The 18,100-nt window shown below is 70.8% G+C and carries 15 protein-coding genes; 2 read left to right on the plus strand and 13 right to left on the minus strand.

Annotation, left to right across the window (positions count from 1 at the left end; all coding sequences use genetic code 11):
* Positions 1-14: 14 nt before the first annotated feature.
* Complete coding sequence (locus M1P99_RS02310; RefSeq protein WP_179827869.1) at positions 15-155, plus strand: hypothetical protein; 141 nt, start codon at positions 15-17, stop codon at positions 153-155.
* A gap of 101 nt (positions 156-256) precedes the next feature.
* Here M1P99_RS02310 and aspS read toward each other — a convergent pair whose 3' ends face one another.
* Both aspS and M1P99_RS02320 read right to left on the minus strand, forming a co-directional pair.
* Complete coding sequence (aspS, locus tag M1P99_RS02315) at positions 257-2,029, minus strand: aspartate--tRNA ligase (RefSeq protein ID WP_304451037.1); 1,773 nt, start codon at positions 2,027-2,029, stop codon at positions 257-259.
* Positions 2,030-2,172: 143 nt separating this feature from the next.
* Positions 2,173-2,850 carry an MBL fold metallo-hydrolase gene (locus tag M1P99_RS02320; RefSeq protein WP_304451038.1) on the minus strand — a complete coding sequence of 226 codons (678 nt, stop codon included), beginning with the start codon at positions 2,848-2,850 and terminating at the stop codon, positions 2,173-2,175.
* A 439-nt stretch (positions 2,851-3,289) separates the two neighbouring features.
* Between M1P99_RS02320 and M1P99_RS02325 the strand changes: the two genes are divergently transcribed.
* Positions 3,290-4,522, plus strand: coding sequence for a DUF349 domain-containing protein (locus tag M1P99_RS02325; protein ID WP_304451039.1), 1,233 nt, complete (start codon positions 3,290-3,292; stop codon positions 4,520-4,522).
* A gap of 205 nt (positions 4,523-4,727) precedes the next feature.
* On the opposite strand, the gene M1P99_RS02330 is transcribed toward M1P99_RS02325, so the two are convergent.
* The 11 genes from M1P99_RS02330 to carB all read right to left on the minus strand — a co-directional run bounded on the left by M1P99_RS02330 (position 4,728) and on the right by carB (position 18,098).
* The gene (locus M1P99_RS02330) at positions 4,728-5,588 is read right to left on the minus strand and encodes an LPXTG cell wall anchor domain-containing protein (protein ID WP_304451040.1); all 861 of its coding nucleotides are present in this window, start codon (positions 5,586-5,588) and stop codon (positions 4,728-4,730) included.
* A gap of 129 nt (positions 5,589-5,717) precedes the next feature.
* Positions 5,718-6,464, minus strand: a complete 747-nt coding sequence (locus M1P99_RS02335) for a hypothetical protein (RefSeq protein WP_304451041.1) — start codon at positions 6,462-6,464, stop codon at positions 5,718-5,720.
* 151 nt (positions 6,465-6,615) lie between these two features.
* A complete protein-coding gene (gene metK / locus M1P99_RS02340; protein WP_053615308.1) occupies positions 6,616-7,809 on the minus strand; it encodes a methionine adenosyltransferase in 1,194 nt (397 codons plus the stop codon).
* Positions 7,810-8,060: 251 nt separating this feature from the next.
* The gene (gene coaBC, locus M1P99_RS02345) at positions 8,061-9,254 is read right to left on the minus strand and encodes a bifunctional phosphopantothenoylcysteine decarboxylase/phosphopantothenate--cysteine ligase CoaBC (protein ID WP_304455539.1); all 1,194 of its coding nucleotides are present in this window, start codon (positions 9,252-9,254) and stop codon (positions 8,061-8,063) included.
* Positions 9,255-9,617: 363 nt separating this feature from the next.
* The gene (gene rpoZ, locus M1P99_RS02350) at positions 9,618-9,884 is read right to left on the minus strand and encodes a DNA-directed RNA polymerase subunit omega (protein ID WP_053615306.1); all 267 of its coding nucleotides are present in this window, start codon (positions 9,882-9,884) and stop codon (positions 9,618-9,620) included.
* Positions 9,885-9,983: 99 nt separating this feature from the next.
* Positions 9,984-10,571 carry a guanylate kinase gene (gmk, locus tag M1P99_RS02355; RefSeq protein WP_304451042.1) on the minus strand — a complete coding sequence of 196 codons (588 nt, stop codon included), beginning with the start codon at positions 10,569-10,571 and terminating at the stop codon, positions 9,984-9,986.
* Between the two features lie 321 nt (positions 10,572-10,892).
* Positions 10,893-11,216, minus strand: a complete 324-nt coding sequence (mihF, locus tag M1P99_RS02360; RefSeq protein ID WP_121179861.1) for an integration host factor, actinobacterial type — start codon at positions 11,214-11,216, stop codon at positions 10,893-10,895.
* A gap of 327 nt (positions 11,217-11,543) precedes the next feature.
* Positions 11,544-12,257, minus strand: coding sequence for an orotidine-5'-phosphate decarboxylase (gene pyrF / locus M1P99_RS02365; protein ID WP_304451043.1), 714 nt, complete (start codon positions 12,255-12,257; stop codon positions 11,544-11,546).
* Positions 12,258-12,562: 305 nt separating this feature from the next.
* Entirely contained in the window at positions 12,563-13,504 is a 942-nt protein-coding gene (locus M1P99_RS02370) for a dihydroorotate dehydrogenase (protein ID WP_304451044.1), read from the minus strand.
* 79 nt (positions 13,505-13,583) lie between these two features.
* Positions 13,584-14,483, minus strand: coding sequence for a dihydroorotate dehydrogenase electron transfer subunit (locus M1P99_RS02375; protein ID WP_304451045.1), 900 nt, complete (start codon positions 14,481-14,483; stop codon positions 13,584-13,586).
* 309 nt (positions 14,484-14,792) lie between these two features.
* Positions 14,793-18,098, minus strand: a complete 3,306-nt coding sequence (gene carB, locus M1P99_RS02380) for a carbamoyl-phosphate synthase large subunit (protein ID WP_304451046.1) — start codon at positions 18,096-18,098, stop codon at positions 14,793-14,795.
* Positions 18,099-18,100 lie beyond the last annotated feature (2 nt).

Here is an 18,100-nt window from a genome sequence, read left to right on the forward strand (position 1 = left end):
CCCGAGGACATCCCATGTACCTGGTACGCGAGAACGCCGGCGCGGTTCCGCCGCTGAACGGCACCACCTGGAACTGGACCTGTCGTCTGTGCACCCACAGCAACCCCGACGACGAGGACATCTGCTGCCAGCGCTGCGGCGCCGGCAAGCCCTGACCCGACCCGCCCCCTGCCTCCGGGCCGCACCCCGCCCGCACGACGACGGGGCCGCCTCCCCTCGCGGGAGGCGGCCCCGTCGGGCCGGTACGCGGAGCCGCTCAGGAGCGCTTGGTCTCCTTGGGCGGCACCACCGTGCGGATGTGCACGTCGCGCAACTGCTGGTCGGACACCACGGCCGGGGCGCCCATCATCAGGTCCTGCGCGTTCTGGTTGAGCGGGAAGGCGATCGTCTCGCGGATGTTGGGCTCGTCGGCCAGCAGCATCACGATCCGGTCGATGCCGGGCGCGATGCCGCCGTGCGGCGGAGCGCCGAACTTCAGCGCCTTGAGCATGCCGCCGAACTCGGCCTCGACCGCGTCCTTGTCGTAGCCCGCGATGTCGAAGGCCCTGTACATGATCTCCGGCGAGTGGTTCCGGATGGCGCCGGAGGACAGCTCCACACCGTTGCAGACGATGTCGTACTGCCAGGCGAGGATGTCCAGCGGGTCCTCGGTCTCCAGCGCCTTCATGCCGCCCTGCGGCATGGAGAACGGGTTGTGGCTGAACTCGATGTCGCCGTCGTCGTTGCGCTCGAACATCGGGAAGTCCACGATCCAGCAGAACCGGTAGACCTTCTCCTCGGCCAGGCCGGCCCGTTTGCCCGCCTCGACGCGCACCGGCGCCATGATGCGGTTGATCTCGTCCTCGTCCTCGCTGGCGCAGAAGAACAGGCCGTGGCCCGGGCCCGCGCCCAGCGCCGACAGCAGCTCGTCGGAGATCTCGGTCACGAACTTGGCGATGGGACCGGTCAGCTCGCCGTTCTCGCCGACCTTGAGCCAGGCCAAGCCCTTGGCGCCCTGCTCGACGGCGTAGTCGCCGATGCCGTCGAAGAACTTGCGCGGCTTGTCGCCGACCTGCGGGACGGCCAGCGCGCGGACCTTCTTGCCCGCGAAGGCGCGGAAGTCGGTCTTGTCGAACAGCTCGGTGACGTCGAGCATCTTCATCGGCACACGAAGGTCGGGCTTGTCGGTGCCGTACCACTCCAGGGCGTCGCGGTAGGCGACGCGCGGGAAGGGCGACGTGATCTCCCACTCCTGGGAGAACGCGCGGAAGACGTCGGTCATGACCTGCTCGATGACCTCGAAGACGTCCTCCTGCTCGACGAAGCTCATCTCCATGTCGAGCTGGTAGAACTCGCCGGGCGAGCGGTCGGCCCGGCTGTCCTCGTCGCGGAAGCACGGCGCGATCTGGAAGTAGCGGTCGAACCCGGCGACCATCAGCAGCTGCTTGAACTGCTGGGGGGCCTGCGGCAGGGCGAAGAACTCACCGGGGTGCAGGCGCGAGGGGACGAGGAAGTCGCGCGCGCCCTCGGGGCTGGAGCTGGTGAGGATGGGGGTCTGGAACTCGTGGAAGCCCAGGTCCGTCATCTTCTGCCGGATGAAGGCGACCACCTGCGAGCGCAGCATGACGTTGCGGTGCATGCGCTCGCGGCGCAGGTCGAGGAAGCGGTAGGTCAGGCGGCGCTCCTCGGAGGTGTTGTCCTCGGGGAAGACCGTCAGGGGCAGTTCCTCGGTGGTGCCCAGGACCTCCAGCTCGGCGGCGTCGATCTCGATCTCGCCGGTGGGCAGGTTGGGGTTGACGTTCTCGTCGCTGCGCGCGGCGACCTCCCCCGTGACCCGGATCACCGTCTCCTTGGGCAGGCGGCTGAGCTCCTCGAACACCGGAGACTCCGGGCGGGCCATGAGCTGCGTGACCCCGTAGTGGTCACGCAGGTCGACGAAGAGCAGACCACCGAGATCCCGGCGATTGTGCACCCAGCCGGAGAGGCGCACCTGCTGCCCGACGTGCTCCTTGCGGAGCTGACCACACGAATGAGTCCTGTAACGATGCATGAGTTACCAAGTCCACTAACTACACGGCTGGGCGAAGACGCCGGGGCACCCTGACTGGGACCGGCCGGAACAATGCCTCTTGATCACCTGGAATCCTACCGTCAACCGCCGCTCGCGCCGCCTCCCGTTCTCGGACCGCGGCCTCAGGCGGACAGGTCCCGCAGGTAGGGGTTGGTGGCGCGCTCTCGCTCGACCGTCGTCGCCGGGCCGTGGCCCGGCAGGATCTGCGTCCGGTCCGGGCGGCCCAGGACGGCGCTGGTGAGGCTGCGGCCCATGTCCGCCTGGTCGCCGCCGGGGAAGTCGGTGCGGCCGATGGAGCCGGCGAAGACGAGGTCGCCGGAGAACATGACCGGCACTCCGTCCTCGGTGTCCACGGTGTAGACGACCGAGCCGGGGGTGTGCCCCGGGGTGTGCTCGACGGAGAAGTCCATCCCCGCCAGCACGAGGGTCCCGCCGCCGGTGACCTCGACCATCGTGGCGGGCTCGGTGTAGGGGCCCGGGCCCAGCAGCGCGGCCAACTGGACGGCGAAACCCTGGTCGACGCCGGCGGCGGGCTCGGTGAGCAGGCCGCGGTCGGCGGGGTGCAGGTGGACGGGGACGCCATGGCGCTCGCACAGGTCGGCGGCGGACCAGACGTGGTCGAAGTGCCCGTGCGTGAGCAGCACCGCCGCCGGGGTCAGGTCGTGTTCGGCCAGCACCTTGGCCACCTGTTCGGAGGCCTCCTGGCCCGGGTCGACGATGACGCAGTCGGTGCCCGCGGCCCGGGCGACCACGTAGCAGTTCGCGGCGAGCGGGCCGGTGGGAATCGCGGCGATGAGCACGGGGCGTCCTGTTCCTGCGGGATCGGGGTCGTCTCGGGCCGCGCGCGACGGACGTGCGCCCGCGCGGACCCTGTTTGCCGAGGGTACCGAGATCGGGCGACCGGCCAGGAGCGCGGGAGCGGCTCGTTTCATCACCATTCGATCACCGCGCCCGTCTGGCCTCTTTGCCAGAGCGCGTGGTAATGCCATATTGGTCACCGTCGTCGTGTGCCCTGGCGCCCCTGGCCCGCCCACGTGCGGGGTCCCGCGTCGGCCGGACGCACGAAGGCACATCAGCAGACCCATGATCTGCGCAGACTGTGAGACACGGCGCGTCGTTCACCGCTGAATCGTATGGCTATATCGTGCTGAGCACGATGGTTCCCATCACGGACCGGCGCGATACGTCGCGACGACCCGAACCCGACCTCGGCCGGGTTCATGACAGCAGGAGGACACGGTGACCACGGACCCTTGGGGCCGCGTAGACGACGACGGCACGGTCTACGTGCGCACGAGCGAAGGCGAGCGGGTCGTCGGATCGTGGCAGGCGGGGGCGCCGGACGAAGCGCTGGCTTTCTTCCGCCGCAAATACGACGCCCTGGTCACTGAGGTGGAGCTGCTGGAGAAGCGGCTGCGCAGCACCGACCTGTCGGCTTCCGCCGCGATGGCCGCCATCGACAAGCTGCGCACCGCCGTCACAGACGCGCACGCCGTGGGCGACCTGGACGCCCTCTCCCGACGGCTGGACGCGCTGTCCGGCCGCGCGGAGGAGCGCAAGGTCGAACAGAAGCAGGCCCAGGAGCAGGCCCGCGGGCAGGCGCGCGAGATCAAGGAGCGCATCGTCGCCGAGGCCGAGCGGGTCGCGGTGGAGACCACCCACTGGAAGACCGGTGGGGAGCGAATGCTCCAGCTCATCGAGGAGTGGAAGAAGGCCCCGCGGGCCGACCGCCCCACCGAGCAGGCGCTGTGGAAGCGCATGTCCGCTGCGCGCAACTCCTTCTCCAAGCGTCGCAAGGCCTACTTCGCCAACCTCGACCAGGAGCGCGAAGCGGTCCGGGCCGACAAGGAGCGCATCGTCGGCGAGGCCGAGGCGCTGGCCCACTCCACCGACTGGGGGCCCACGGCCCGCGCGTACCGCGACCTGATGCAGCGGTGGAAGAGCAGCGGCCGGGCGGACCGCGCCAGCGAGGACAAGCTGTGGGCGCGGTTCAAGGCGGCCCAGGACACCTTCTTCGACGCGCGCAACGCCACGTTCGCCGAGCGCGACGCCGAACTGCGGGTCAACGCCGACGCCAAGGAGCGCATCCTGGCCGAGGCCAAGGCGGAGATCCCCGGGATCAACGACCCCCGCCGTGCCCGCGCCCGGCTGCGCGAGTACCAGGAGGCCTGGGAGGAGGCCGGGGAGCTGCCGCGCGACGTTCGCGACCAGCTCGAGGGCGCCTTCCGGCAGATCGAGGACGGCGTGCGCCGCGCCGAGGACGCCGAGTGGGAGCGCAGCAGCCCTGAGGCCCGCGCACGCGCCAAGGACACGGTCGACCAGCTGTCGCAGGCGATCAGCGGACTCGAGGTGAAGCTGGAGAAGGCGCGGGCCAACGGCGACACCCGCCGGATCAAGGAGCACGAGGCCGCTCTGGAGGCCCGCCGCTCCTGGCTCGTCGAGGCGGAGAAGGCACTCAACGAGATGAGCTGACCTCAGCGAAAGGGGCCCGAATGGGGCGCGGCCGCGTGCCGCGTCACCATTCGGGCCCTCTGACGTGTGGCACCGGTATCGGCGGGGGCGCCCAGGACGCGGGCCGCGACACCGGCGATTCCGTCAGGCGGGGCGGCACACCGTTCCCGGTGGTGCCGCCTCACGTCGGGGGCCAGATCGCTCCCGACCCCCGTACCGTGCGCTTCTAGCCCTCGGCCTCCGTACGACGGCGCCCGAGGATCATGGCGCCCACACCCGTCAGCACGGACACGAGACCGCCGACCGCCGGAACGGCCACGGAAGAACCGGTCTGAGCGAGGACCTCGTCGTGGCCATCCTTACCGTCATGGCCGTCGTGGCCGTCCTTGCCGTCGTGGCCGTCATGGCCGTCGTGACCATCGTGACCGTCGTGACCGTCGTGACCGTCATGGCCATCGTGACCGTCCTTGCCGTCCTTGCCGTCCTTCCCGTCCTTGCCGTCCTTCCCGTCCTTGCCGTCCTTCCCGTCCTTGCCGTCCTTCCCGTCCTTGCCGTCCTTCCCGTCCTTGCCGTCCTTGCCGTCCTTGCCGTCCTTGCCGTCCTTGCCGTCCTTGCCGTCCTTGCCGTCCTTGCCGTCCTTGCCGTCCTTGCCGTCCTTGCCGTCCTTGCCGTCCTTGCCGTCCTTGCCGTCCTTGCCGTCCTTGCCGTCCTTGCCGTCCTTGCCGTCCTTGCCGTCGTGGCCGTCCTTGCCGTCGTGGCCGTCGTGGCCGTCGTGGCCGTCGTGGCCGTAGTGATCATCACCCGACCCCCCGACAGACTCCACCGACTCGGTCGACGGGATCTTCGGAACGTCGATGTCGCCGACGTTCACCGACTCCTTCAGGGAGTCGCTCGGCTGGTCCAGGTCGCTCAGCGCTTCCTCGATCAGCTCGGTGGTGTCCATGCTGACGGTCGGTTCGGCGTGGGACGTGTACGCGACCTCGTCGGCCGCAGCCGGAGCCAGCCCCCACAGGAGCGGGGCGGCGATCACGGCGCCGGCCGACATGGCCGCCGCCCGGAGCACGTTGCGAGCGTTGACTGTGGTCATGACCCCTCCAAGTGTTCACGCAATGCAACTGAATACGCACTCATAGTGACATTCCTGCACGCTCACAGCCCTGGAGTGACATCTCGAACTGGCCAAACTCCAGCAAATCCTGAATTGCACGCGTGGTCGCTACCGATGCGCATCGAGGTGGTACACGGGTGCCGTCCCCGGAAACGTGCGCACGTTGGACTCCGAACCCGTCCCCTCACCCACCGACGCGCGCGGCTCCGCCTCCGGCACCGGCGCCGACTCCGGAGCCGGGTCCGACTGCGGGCGCGGGCGCCGGGCGCTCCGGTAGCGTGCCAGACCACGCGCACCCACCGCGACGGCCGCGACGGCCGCGACGGCCGCGACCAGGGAAAGACCGGCGACCACCCACCCCATCGGCACCACACCGTGGACGCGGTGGACGGCCGCGGTACACGCCGCCAGGGGCGCGCCCTCCTCGGGCCGCAGGCACACCGTGGTGGCGGCCCGGGAGGCGCCTTCGGGCCGCGCCTCGACCTCGGCGGTGACCGTCAGTGTCGCCCGCTGGCCCGGTTCCAGCGGCTGGTCCCAGACCACCCTGGACGCCTCGGCGCCGACGACCCCTTCCCCCGAGTCGGACACGTGGCGCATCCCCGGCGGCAGGAGCTGCACGATCTGGGTCTCCGGCAGCGCCTCGTAGCCGGAGTTGCGCACCCGGATCGTGTAGCGCACACGGTCGCCCGGACGCAGGCGGTCCTCCACGTCGTCCACGACGGTCACATGCAGGCTCCCCGCACCGGGGGCGACCTCGACGTCCCGGGAGCCCTCCCCCTCGGCCACTGGCTGGGCGGCGGGAAGGGCGATCAACGTCGCCAGTCCCATAGCCGACATCACCGCTGAGACTCCCACGGCGCACTCCTCCGCATGGCGACATGACTCTACGTGTATATGTCCTAACACGTCGTAGTCATACGGGCTGCGCACACACGCCGGGGGCGGGCGGCCGCTCGGGCCGCCCGCCCCCGGGCGGGAATCCGTCGCCTGGACGGAGAGAGTGGGCTCAGGCGCCCACGAACGACCGCAGCGAGGCCGCGCGGTCGGTCCGCTCCCAGGTGAACTCCGGCAGCTCGCGGCCGAAGTGGCCGTAGGCGGCCGTCTTGGAGTAGATCGGGCGCAGCAGGTCGAGGTCGCGCACGATCGCGGCCGGACGGAGGTCGAAGACCTCCTTGACGGCCTTCTCGATCAGCTCGGGAGCCACCTTCTCGGTGCCGAAGGTCTCAATGAAGACGCCGACCGGGTGCGCCTTGCCGATGGCGTAGGCGACCTGGACCTCGGCGCGCTCGGCGAGCTCCGCGGCCACGATGTTCTTGGCGACCCAGCGCGTGGCGTAGGCGGCCGAGCGGTCCACCTTCGACGGGTCCTTGCCCGAGAAGGCGCCGCCGCCGTGCCGGGCGTAGCCGCCGTAGGTGTCGACGATGATCTTGCGCCCCGTCAGGCCGGCGTCGCCCATGGGACCGCCGATCTCGAAGCGGCCGGTCGGGTTGACCAGGAGCCGGTAGTCGTCGGCCTCCAGGCCGAACGCGGCCACGACGGGCTCGATGACGTGTTCGCGCACGTCGGGAGCGAGCATCTCGTCGAGGTTGATGTCGGCCGAGTGCTGGCTGGAGACCACGACGGTGTCCAGGCGCACGGGGGTCTGGCCCTCGTACTCCACCGTCACCTGGGTCTTGCCGTCCGGACGCAGGTACGGAACGGTGCCGTTGCGGCGGACCTCGGCCAGGCGCTCGGAGAGCGAGTGCGCCAGCTTGATCGGCAGCGGCATGAGCTCGGGGGTCTCGCGGTTGGCGTACCCGAACATCAGGCCCTGGTCGCCGGCGCCCTGCCGGTTGAGGGTGTCGTCCTCGTGCTCGACCCGCGCCTCGTACGCGGTGTCTACGCCCTGGGCGATGTCCGGGGACTGGGCGTCGATGGAGACGTTGACCCCGCAGGAGTCACCGTCGAACCCCTTGGCGGAGGAGTCGTAACCGATCTCGAGGATCTTCTCCCGAACGATCGCGGGGATGTCGACGTAGGTCTGGGTGGTGACCTCGCCCGCGATGTGGACCTGACCGGTGGTGATCAGTGTCTCGACCGCGACCCGGCTCCGGGGGTCGGTGGTGAGCATCGCGTCGAGGATCGCGTCACTGATCTGGTCGGCCATCTTGTCGGGATGGCCCTCGGTGACCGACTCGGAGGTGAAAAGGCGGCGGGACACGTTGCGTGACTCCTTGCAGCGGCTGCTGGCTGACATGGTCGGTGCGGCACGCCCGCCCAGGCTCCCGGCCGGGGCGCTCAATGCCGACTGACGCGGTTGGTTTTCAGTCCACTCTAACGGGAGTGGTGGGAACGGTAATCCCGTGGTCGGCCGGTGGTCGTCACGGGCTTCCGAGGGAAGTCTGGCGTACTCGGCGGTAGGAATCCAGTCCCCCCGACCGTGCGGTTCTCTCGAGCCGTGGGTCCCCGCCCTCAGGAGGACAGGCGCGGTGCGACCAGATCCCACACCTGGTCGGCGAGGTCCTCCTTGGGCCCGAAGGGGATCTCCACCGTGGTTCCGTCGGCACCGAGCACGACCGCCTGGTTGTCCTCGGTACCGAAGGCGCGGCCTCCGCCGACCTGGTTGACCACGAGCAGATCACAGCCCTTGCGTTCCAGTTTGGCCCGCCCGTTGGCGATGACGTCGTCGGTCTCGGCCGCGAAGCCGACGATGGTCTGCGCCAGGCCCTCCTTCGCTCGGGAGGCGACCAGGCCGGCCAGGACGTCGGGGTTCTCGACCAGTTCGACGGGGGCGGGCGCCGCGCCCGACTTCTTGATCTTGGACGCGGCGCTGTTCACCGGGCGGAAGTCGGCCACGGCCGAGGTCATGACCACAGCGTCGGCCCGCACGCGCTCGGTGTCCATCGCACCAGCCAGTTCCCGGGCCGACTCCACGCGCACGACACGGACGCCGGCCGGGTCGGGCAGGGACACGTTGGCGGAGACGAGGGTCACGTCGGCGCCGCGGGCTGCGGCGCTGCGGGCCAGGGCGTAGCCCTGCTTGCCCGAGGAGTGGTTGCCGATGTAGCGCACCGGGTCGATGGCCTCGCGGGTTCCGCCCGCGGAGATCACCACACGATGGCCGGCCAGGTCGGGAGGGGTCGTGCCCCGCCGCAGGACGCGGCGCGCCGCCTCGAAGAGCTCAGAGGGCTCGGGCAGGCGGCCCCGTCCGGTGTCGGCACCGGTGAGGCGGCCTTCGGCGGGGTTCAGGACGATCGCGCCCCTCGAGCGCAGTGTCGCCACGTTCGCCCGGGTCGCGGGGTGCTCCCACATCTCGGTGTGCATCGCCGGTGCGAAGACGACGGGACACCGGGCGGTCAGGAGGGTGTTGGTGAGCAGGTCGTCGGCGAGGCCCGCCGCGGCCTTGGCCATGATGTTGGCCGTGGCCGGGGCCACGAACACGAGGTCGGCCGACTGTCCGATGCGCACGTGCGGGACCTCGTGGACCTCGTCCCACACTCCGGTGGAGACCGGCCGGCCGGACAGGGCGGCCCAGGTGGGCTCGCCGACGAATCGGAGCGCGTCGGCGGTGGGCACCACCCTGACCTGGTGGCCGGACTCGGTCAGCCGCCTGAGCAGTTCGCAGACCTTGTAGGCCGCGATTCCGCCGCCGACGCCGAGGACCACCTGGGGAACGGTTCGTGTGTCACTCACACCTAGGAGTTCTACCAGGCCCCGTCCCGGCAGCGCTCCCCCGGCCCGGACCCCGCTCGGTACGCGCCACCCCCACGGGGTTGATCGCCACGGGTTGAACGTGGGCCGTTCAACCTGCGGGACCCCGGAGGGTGGAACGCAGGCGATTCAGCCTGCCCCGACCACAGGGGGTCTATCCGGGCCGAAGCGAGGAACGAGCGGAGGCCCAAAGAAAGCAGGAGCGAGGGGCGCGCCGGTGCCTGCAGGAGGAGACGGGGCCGCAGCGAGGAACGAGCAAGGCAAGTCGACGACGAAGGCCCCGGCGTGAAGCGCCCCGAGCCGCGAAGGGCGCGTCTGTCAGGCGCCCTCGTACGGCTCCGCGGTGAGCAGTCCGGACTTGACCTCGCGCAGGGCGATGGAGAGCGACTTCTCCTGAACGTGGGTCTCCACGAGCGGGCCGACGTACTCCAGCAGGCCCTCGCCCAGCTGGGCGTAGTAGGCGTTGATCTGGCGGGCCCGCTTGGAGGCCATCGTGACCAGGCTGTACTTGCTGTCCACCAGCTGCAGCAGGTCGTCGATGGGCGGGTTGGTGATGCCTTCGGCGACGGGCTCGGTACCAGCCACTTTGAATACCCCCAGGGACGGTCTCCGGCTCGTCGAAAGCCGTGACGTGTTCGGTCGGACGCACCCGGATGCGGCGCGGCGGGCTCGGCCCGCCCGCTATCACACCTTGGGCGCGGTGATCAACGCTAGCAGGTCGGTGCACACGTCCCGTACGGACGTGTTGACGAGCGTGGTGTCGAACTCCTTCTCGGCGGCGAGTTCGACCTTGGCGACGTCCAGGCGGCGCTGGATGACCTCGTCGCTCTCGGTGCCGCGGCCGGTGAGGCGGCGGACCAGCTCCTCCCAGGAGGGAGGGGCGAGGAAGACGTGCAGGGCGTCGGGCATGGACTCGCGGACCTGGCGGGCGCCCTGGAGTTCGATCTCCAGCAGGACCGGGACGCCGGCCGCGAGGCGCTCCTCGACGGGGCCGCGCGGGGTGCCGTAGCGGTTGCCCGCGAACTGGGCCCACTCCAGCAGTTCGCCCTCGGCGATGAGCCGGTCGAACTCCTCGTCGGAGACGAAGTGGTACTGGACGCCGTCCCGCTCGCCCGGGCGGGGCCGGCGCGTGGTCACCGACACCGAGAGCCACACCTCGGGGTGCTCGCGGCGGATGCCGGCGACGACCGTGCTCTTGCCCACACCCGACGGACCGGACAGGACGGTCAGCCGCTTCTCGGCCGGACGGGACTGGGATCCGAGCTCAGGCATGTGTGTTTCTGGCTTCCCTTCGGGGCCGCCGCGGGCGGGTTCCTCGGGCCGGCCGGGAACCGCGCACCTCCCGTGCCGGGGCGCGGCGGGCGGCTGGTGTGCGGGATCTACCGCGAACACTCGCGGGAAGTCCCAGTTATACCACCGCGCCGCGGTGCGGCGGACGGTTCGACCTGGGGCCGACCGCCCGCCGACCGCGGCGCGGGGATGCCACTCATCCGGGCCCGTCCGCCTGCGCGGCGGGGGCTCCCGCCGCGACTGTGGGGGACGCGGCGAGACCGGTGCACTGCGTTGTCCGGGTCCTACTGGGTGCTGCTGGTCCTACTTGGTGAGGTCGCCGAACTCGTCCTCAAGGGCGGCACGCTGGTTGGTGCCCAGACCCCGGACACGGCGCGACTCAGCGATGTTGAGCCGCTCCATGATCTGCTTGGCACGGACCTTGCCGACACCGGGAAGGGATTCGAGCAATGCCGAAACCTTCATCTTCCCGATGACGTCGTCCTTGAGGCCGTTGGAAAGCACCTCGGACAGCGAGATCCCGCCGTTCTTGAGCTTGTTCTTGACCTCCGCTCGCTCTTTTCTGGCCTTGGCGGCCTTCTCAAGAGCCGCGGTGCGCTGTTCGGGTGTGAGGGGAGGAAGGGCCACGCCGGGTCACCTCGGATTTCTACTCGTTTGTAGAGGGCGGACGCCTGCGCAAGTTAGTAGGTCTGACCCCTGTTAGGCAACGTAAAGTGCCCTTTCAGCGGCTATTTCATCGAAGGAACTACGCAGAGTAATGATTCAATTGCGGCCTGAGACGAAAACGAGGACCTTAGTCCCGATTCAAGGCCCCAGCAGGCGTGCCACCAGCGCAGGTCACAGAGGGGTGACCCAGGTCACTCTGGGGCGCCGAAACCGGGTTTCGGACACACCTATTTCGTGACCGTCCGTAAGACATAACTGCGCGTGATGGGTCGGCTGCGTTCATCGGCGCTACACCCGCACCCCGGCGCGCCGGACGGCCGCGGCGACGGAGGCGGCGGCCGCGCCGGGGTCCGGGGCGCGCGTGATCGGCCGGCCGACCACCAGCAGGTCCGCCCCCGCCTCGATGGCCTCCTCCGGCGTCGCCACGCGCGACTGGTCACCCCGGTCCGCCCCCGCCGGGCGCACGCCCGGCGTGATCAGGGTGACGTCGGGTCCCACCTCCGCGCGCACCAGCGCGACCTCCTGGGGCGAGCACACGAGGGCGCGCGCCCCGGCCCCCACGGCCAGCACCGCCAGCCGCCGCACGGCGTCCCGGGCCGGCCCGAGCAGCCCGACCTCCTCCAGGTCCTTGTCGCTCATCGAGGTGAGCACCGTCACCCCGGCGATCTCGGTGTCCGGCGCGGCCTCCACCGCGGCCCGGACCATGTCCGCTCCCCCGCCGGCGTGCACGGTGAGGATCGAGGGCCGCAGGCCGGCGACGCTGCGCGCCGCGCCCGCGACGGTGGCGGGGATGTCGTGCAGCTTCAGGTCCAGGAAGACCTTGACCCGGTTGGCGCCGCGCACCGCACTGATCACCTCGGGCCCGTACCGCAGGTACAGCTCCAGGCCCACCTTCACCGTGCTCACGTGCGGCGCGACCGCGGACGCCCAGGTCGCGGCGGTCTCGATGTCGTTCGCGTCGATCGCCACGGCGATCGGAGCTGGCGCGGAAGGCGCGGTCATGCGGTTCTCCATTCGTGTGCCACCGGCTCGGTGCCGGCGTCGGCATCCTCGACGTGCTTACAGCGGTACTCGAGGATGCACGTTCGCTGTCATGTGCACACCACCATGGTGTGCGGTTCCCCGGATGAGTTACTTCATGCGCCCAGGAAGGATCACTTCCCCGTAACAGCGGCCCAAACGGCCGCAGGAGCGCTTTGCTTCCCGACCCGACCCCACTTGTCCCGGATGTCCCCGGCTGGTCGCACAGACCCCTCTCAGGGCCGTTCAGCCCGGTCAGGGGCCTGTCGACCCCCCACCGGCGCCCCTCAGACCCCGATCCCGGGCCGGTGGGCGGCGCCGACGAGGTCTCGGGCGCGTGCGATGCCGCGCGCGTCGAGCGCCTCGGTGAACTCCCTGAGCACGCGGGCGCAGGCCGAGGGGTCGGAGAAGTTGACCGTGCCCACGGCGACGGCGCTCGCGCCCGCCGCCATGAACTCGATCACGTCCGCCCCGGTACGGACCCCGCCCACACCGACGATCGGCACGTCCGGCATGGCCTCGTGGACCCGGTAGACGCATCCCACCGCGATCGGGCGCAGCGCCGGCCCGGACAGCCCGCCCATCCCCCCGGCGACCGCCGGGCGCAGGGTGCGGGAGTCCACGGCCATACCGCGCACCGTGTTGATCATCGTCAGGCCGTCGGCCCGCGCGGCCACGCACGCCCCCGCCAGGTCCACCACGTCGGGGACGTCGGCGGAGAGCTTGGCGAGCACGGGAAGGTCGGAGCGGGCGTGCGAGCGCACCGTCTGGACCACCGCCGCGGCCTGGGCCGGGTCGTCCGCGAAGTACCGGCCGGCCGGGTCGGCGTGGTTGGCGCAGGACAGGTTGACCTCGATGGCGCTGACGCCCTCGGCGCCGGAGATCCGGCGGGCCAGCTCCCCGAACTCGTTCACACCCGTGCCCGCGATGGACACGATCGCCCGACCGCCCCGGGACAGCAGCCACGGCAGGTCCCGCTGGAGGAACACGTCCACGCCCGGACCCTGCATGCCCGTGGTGCTGAGCATGCCGCTCGGGGTCTCTGCCATGCGCGGCGCGGGACGCCCGGCGTGCGGCTCCAGCATCACCGACTTGGTCGTGACGGCGCCGATCTGGGAGACGTCGAAGAACTGGGCCAGTTCACGCCCGGCTCCGGCGCACCCGGCGGCGGTCACCACGGGGTTGGGCAGGTCCATACCGCCCAGCCGCGTCCTGAGGTCTGCGTTCACGTGCCCTTACTCGCTCGTCTTTGCCGCGTCGGTGCCGCGGTGCTGTGGTGGTTCGGGGAGGGCGGGGCGGAAGGGGCCCTCAGGCGATGTCGCGGGCCGACTCGGCGGCCCGCGCGGCGCTGGAGCCCTTCCACCCGGGCGCGCCCAGGGCGTCGAAGGGGATCGAGCCGACGTCGTCGAAGCGCACCTGCTCGCCCCGGAAGACCGGGCCGTCCACGCAGGAGCGCACCATGCGGGTGATGCCGTCGTCCCCCACCACCGGGACCACGCAGGTCATGCAGATCCCGGTGCCGCAGGCCATGGTCTCCTCGACCGAGACCTGCACGGGGATGCCGTGCGTGCCGGCCACGGCGGTGGCGGCGCGCAGCATCGGCATCGGCCCGCAGGCGTAGACCACGTCGGAACGGGCCTCCTCGATGACCCGCCCCAGGACGTCGGTGACGCGTCCGCGGGTACCGAAGGACCCGTCGTCGGTGGTGAAGACCGCGGTCTCCGCGACGCGGCGGGCGGTGATGGCGCTGAACACCCGGTCGGCCGAGGCCGCGCCCAGGACGAAGTCCACCCGGCAGCCGCGCCGCCGCAGCGACTGCGCCAGCGGGAAGAGCGGGGCGCTGCCGGACCCTCCGCCCACGAGCACGCAGTTGACCGGGTCGCGGGGCAGCGGGAACGGGCGCCCCAGCGGGCCGACCACGTCGAGCAGGTCGCGTGATCTTCGCTCGGCCAGCCAGGCGGTCCCGGTCCCGCGCACGGAGAACAGGAACTCGACGGTGCCGCCGTAGTCGGGCTTGACGTCGTGGATGGCGAAGGGGCGGCGCAGCAGCGTGCTGGAGTGGTCGCCGCCCACCGACACCGAGACGAACTGGCCCGAGCGGAAGCGCTCGGCTATGCCCGGGGCGACGACGGTGATGGCGTAGTAGGCGTCCACCCTGCGCACGTTCAGCACGGGGCACCTGACCTGCACCGGTCCGTTGTCGCTCATGGTGTGGCGCAAACCTCTCTCACCTCGGCGGTGCGGACGCCGGGGCCCGTGGCCCGCGGCGCCCGCACTCTACAGCCCGTCAGGGGGCCGCACCCGGCGGATGCGGCCCGGACGTACAGCCTAGGCTGTGTTCCCCCGAACCTCGGCTTCGCTTCGGTTCGTGCCCGGGCGCCGGAGGTACGGGGACCTTCGGGCCCTTCGGCGCACTCCCTCGCCCGCCCGTCGTCCGCCACCACCCTCAACGGACGCCTACGGCGGTGCCCTTCCTGTGGAGCACACCGTCGGGTCCTCCGGAACCCCGCCTGCGCCCTACGCCTGACGGCGCTCGGTGAGGGCGCTCGCGTGCTCCTGGAGGGAGCGCACGCCCACGTCACCGCGCACCCGCGCCTCGATCGCCTGGACCGCGGCGGCCAGCCCCTGCACGGTGGTGACGCTGGGGATGCCGCGCAGGACGGCCGCGGTGCGGATCTCGTACCCGTCCAGGCGGGGCCCGGCCTGCCCGGCTCCGCCGAAGGGGGTGTTGACGACCAGGTCGACACCGCCCTCGTGGATGAGCCGCACGATGGTGGGCTCGCCCTCGGGGCCGGCGCCCTCGCTGTGCTTGCGCACCACCGTGGCGTGCACGCCGTTGCGGCGCAGCACCACCGCGGTGCCCTCGGTGGCGAGGATCTCGAAGCCGAGGTCGGCCAGGCGCTTGACCGGGAAGATCATCGAGCGCTTGTCGCGGTTGGCGACCGAGACGAAGACCCTGCCCTCCGTCGGCAGCGAGCCGTTGACGGCCAGCTGCGACTTGGCGTAGGCCGAGCCGAACTCCACGTCCAGGCCCATGACCTCGCCGGTGGAGCGCATCTCCGGGCCGAGGATGGTGTCGACGCCCTCGCCCTCCTTGTTGATGAACCGGTTGAAGGGCAGCACGGCCTCCTTCACCGACACCGGGGCGTCGGCGGGCAGGTCGCCGCCGTCACCGGAGGCCGGCAGCATGCCCTCGGCGCGCAGGTCGGCGATCGGGGTCCCGGCCATGACGCGGGCCGCGGCCTTGGCCAACGGCACCGCCGTGGCCTTGGACACGAACGGCACGGTGCGCGAGGCGCGGGGGTTGGCCTCCAGCACGTAGAGCACCCCGGAGGCGAGCGCGTACTGGACGTTGAGCAGGCCCCGCACCCCGGTACCGCGGGCGATGGCCTCGGTGGAGTAGCGGATCCGCTCGATGTCGTCGCTGCCCAGGGTGATGGAGGGCAGGGTGCACGCGGAGTCGCCGGAGTGGATGCCGGCCTCCTCGATGTGCTCCATGACGCCGCCCAGGTACAGGTCGCGCCCGTCGTAGAGGGCGTCGACGTCGATCTCGATGGCGTCGTCGAGGAAGCGGTCGATCAGCACCGGGTGCTCGGGGCTGACCTCGGCGTTGCGCTCGATGTAGTCGGCGAGCATGGTCTCGCTGTAGACGATCTCCATGCCGCGTCCGCCCAGGACGTAGGACGGGCGGACCATGACCGGGTAGCCGATCTCGTCGGCGGCGGTCTTGGCCTCCTCGAAGGAGTGGGCGGTGCCGTACTTGGGCGCGGGGAGTCCGGCCTTGGCCAGGACCCTGCCGAACGCGCCGCGGTCCTCGGCCAGGTCGATGGCCTCGGGGCTGGTGCCGATGATGGGCACACCGGCGTCCTTGAGGCGGCGGGCGAGGCCCAGCGGGGTCTGACCGCCCAGCTGGACGATGACGCCGGCGACCGTGCCGGTGAGCTGCTCGGCGCGCACGACCTCCAGCACGTCCTCCAGGGTGAGCGGCTCGAAGTAGAGCCGGTCGCTGGTGTCGTAGTCGGTCGAGACGGTCTCGGGGTTGCAGTTGACCATCACGGTCTCGTAGCCGGCGTCGGAGAGCGCGAAGGAGGCGTGGACGCAGGAGTAGTCGAACTCGACGCCCTGGCCGATGCGGTTGGGCCCCGAGCCCAGGATGATGATCTTGGGCCGCTCGCCCTGGGGGACCTCGGTCTCCTCGTCGTAGCTGGAGTACAGGTACGGCGTCTGTGCGGCGAACTCGGCCGCGCAGGTGTCCACGGTGAGGTAGACGGGGTGGATGCCCAGGGCGTGGCGCAGCTCGCGCACGACCTCCTCGGGCTTGCCGGTGATCTCGCCGATCTGGAGGTCGGAGAAGCCCAGGCCCTTGACGGCGCGCAGCTGCTCGGCGTCGAGCTTGGGCGCGGCGGCCAGGTCGCGGGCGGCCTCCTCCAGGCGCAGCATCTGGTCCAGGAACCAGGGGTCGATGCGGGTGGCCTCGTGCAGCTCCTCGACGGTGGCGCCGGCGCGCAGGGCCTGCTGGACCTGGCGGAGCCGGTGCTCGGTCGGGGTCGCGGACAGGCGCAGCAGCTCGTCCTTGTCCCCGGGCTCGCCCGCCCAGGTCAGGCCGACGCCGGCCTTCTCCAGGGAGCGCATGGCCTTCTGCAGCGCTTCGGGGAAGGACCGGCCGATGGCCATGGCCTCACCCACGGACTTCATGGTCGTGGTCAGGGCGGGGTCGGCCCCGGGGAACTTCTCGAAGGCGAACCGGGGGACCTTGACGACCACGTAGTCGAGCGTGGGCTCGAAGCTGGCCGGGGTCTCCTGGGTGATGTCGTTGGGGATCTCGTCGAGCGTGTAGCCGACGGCGAGTTTGGCCGCGATCTTGGCGATCGGGAAGCCGGTGGCCTTGGAGGCCAGAGCCGAGGAGCGGGACACGCGCGGGTTCATCTCGATGACGATGATCCGGCCGGTGGTGGGGTGCACGGCGAACTGGATGTTGCAGCCGCCGGTGTCCACACCGACCTCGCGGATGACCGCGATGCCGATGTCGCGGAGCCTCTGGTACTCGCGGTCGGTCAGGGTCATGGCGGGGGCCACGGTGATGGAGTCACCGGTGTGCACGCCCATGGGGTCGAGGTTCTCGATGGAGCACACGACCACGACGTTGTCGTTGGTGTCGCGCATCAGCTCCAGCTCGTACTCCTTCCAGCCGAGGATGGACTCCTCCAGGAGCACCTCGGTGGTCGGCGAGAGCGCCAGGCCCTGTCCGGCGATGCGGCGCAGTTCGGCCTCGTCGTGGGCGAAGCCGGACCCGGCGCCGCCCATGGTGAAGGACGGGCGCACGACGACGGGGTAGTTCAGCTCCTCGGCGGCCTCCAGGCACTCCTGGAGGGAGTGGCAGATGCGCGAGCGGGCGGACTCGCCGCCGACGCGCTCGACGATGCCCTTGAAGGACTCGCGGTCCTCGCCGGACTGGATGGCCTCGATGTTGGCGCCGATGAGCTCGACGTCGTACTTGGCCAGGACGCCGGACTCGTCCAGGGCGACGGCGGCGTTGAGCGCGGTCTGCCCGCCCAGTGTGGGCAGCAGGGCGTCGGGGCGCTCCTTGGCGATGATCTTCTCGATCATCTCGGTCGTGATCGGCTCGACGTAGGTGGCGTCGGCGATCTCGGGGTCGGTCATGATCGTGGCCGGGTTGGAGTTGACCAGGATGACCCGCAGGCCCTCGGCCCGCAGAACCCGGCAGGCCTGGGTTCCCGAGTAGTCGAACTCGGCCGCCTGCCCGATGACGATCGGACCGGAGCCGACCACGAGGACGGATGAAAGGTCACTACGGCGCGGCATGC

Origin of the sequence: Nocardiopsis sp. YSL2, assembly GCF_030555055.1 — a bacterium.
In the GTDB taxonomy this organism is placed as follows: domain Bacteria; phylum Actinomycetota; class Actinomycetes; order Streptosporangiales; family Streptosporangiaceae; genus Nocardiopsis.

Coding starts and splice junctions, on each gene's coding strand:
- gmk (WP_304451042.1), bottom strand. CDS start 10,571: ATGCCTGAGCTCGGATCCCAGTCCCGTCCGGCCGAGAAGCGGCTGACC.
- pyrF (WP_304451043.1), bottom strand. CDS start 12,257: ATGACCGCGCCTTCCGCGCCAGCTCCGATCGCCGTGGCGATCGACGCG.
- carB (WP_304451046.1), bottom strand. CDS start 18,098: ATGCCGCGCCGTAGTGACCTTTCATCCGTCCTCGTGGTCGGCTCCGGT.
- M1P99_RS02310 (WP_179827869.1), top strand. CDS start 15: ATGTACCTGGTACGCGAGAACGCCGGCGCGGTTCCGCCGCTGAACGGC.
- M1P99_RS02330 (WP_304451040.1), bottom strand. CDS start 5,588: ATGACCACAGTCAACGCTCGCAACGTGCTCCGGGCGGCGGCCATGTCG.
- aspS (WP_304451037.1), bottom strand. CDS start 2,029: ATGCATCGTTACAGGACTCATTCGTGTGGTCAGCTCCGCAAGGAGCAC.
- M1P99_RS02375 (WP_304451045.1), bottom strand. CDS start 14,483: ATGAGCGACAACGGACCGGTGCAGGTCAGGTGCCCCGTGCTGAACGTG.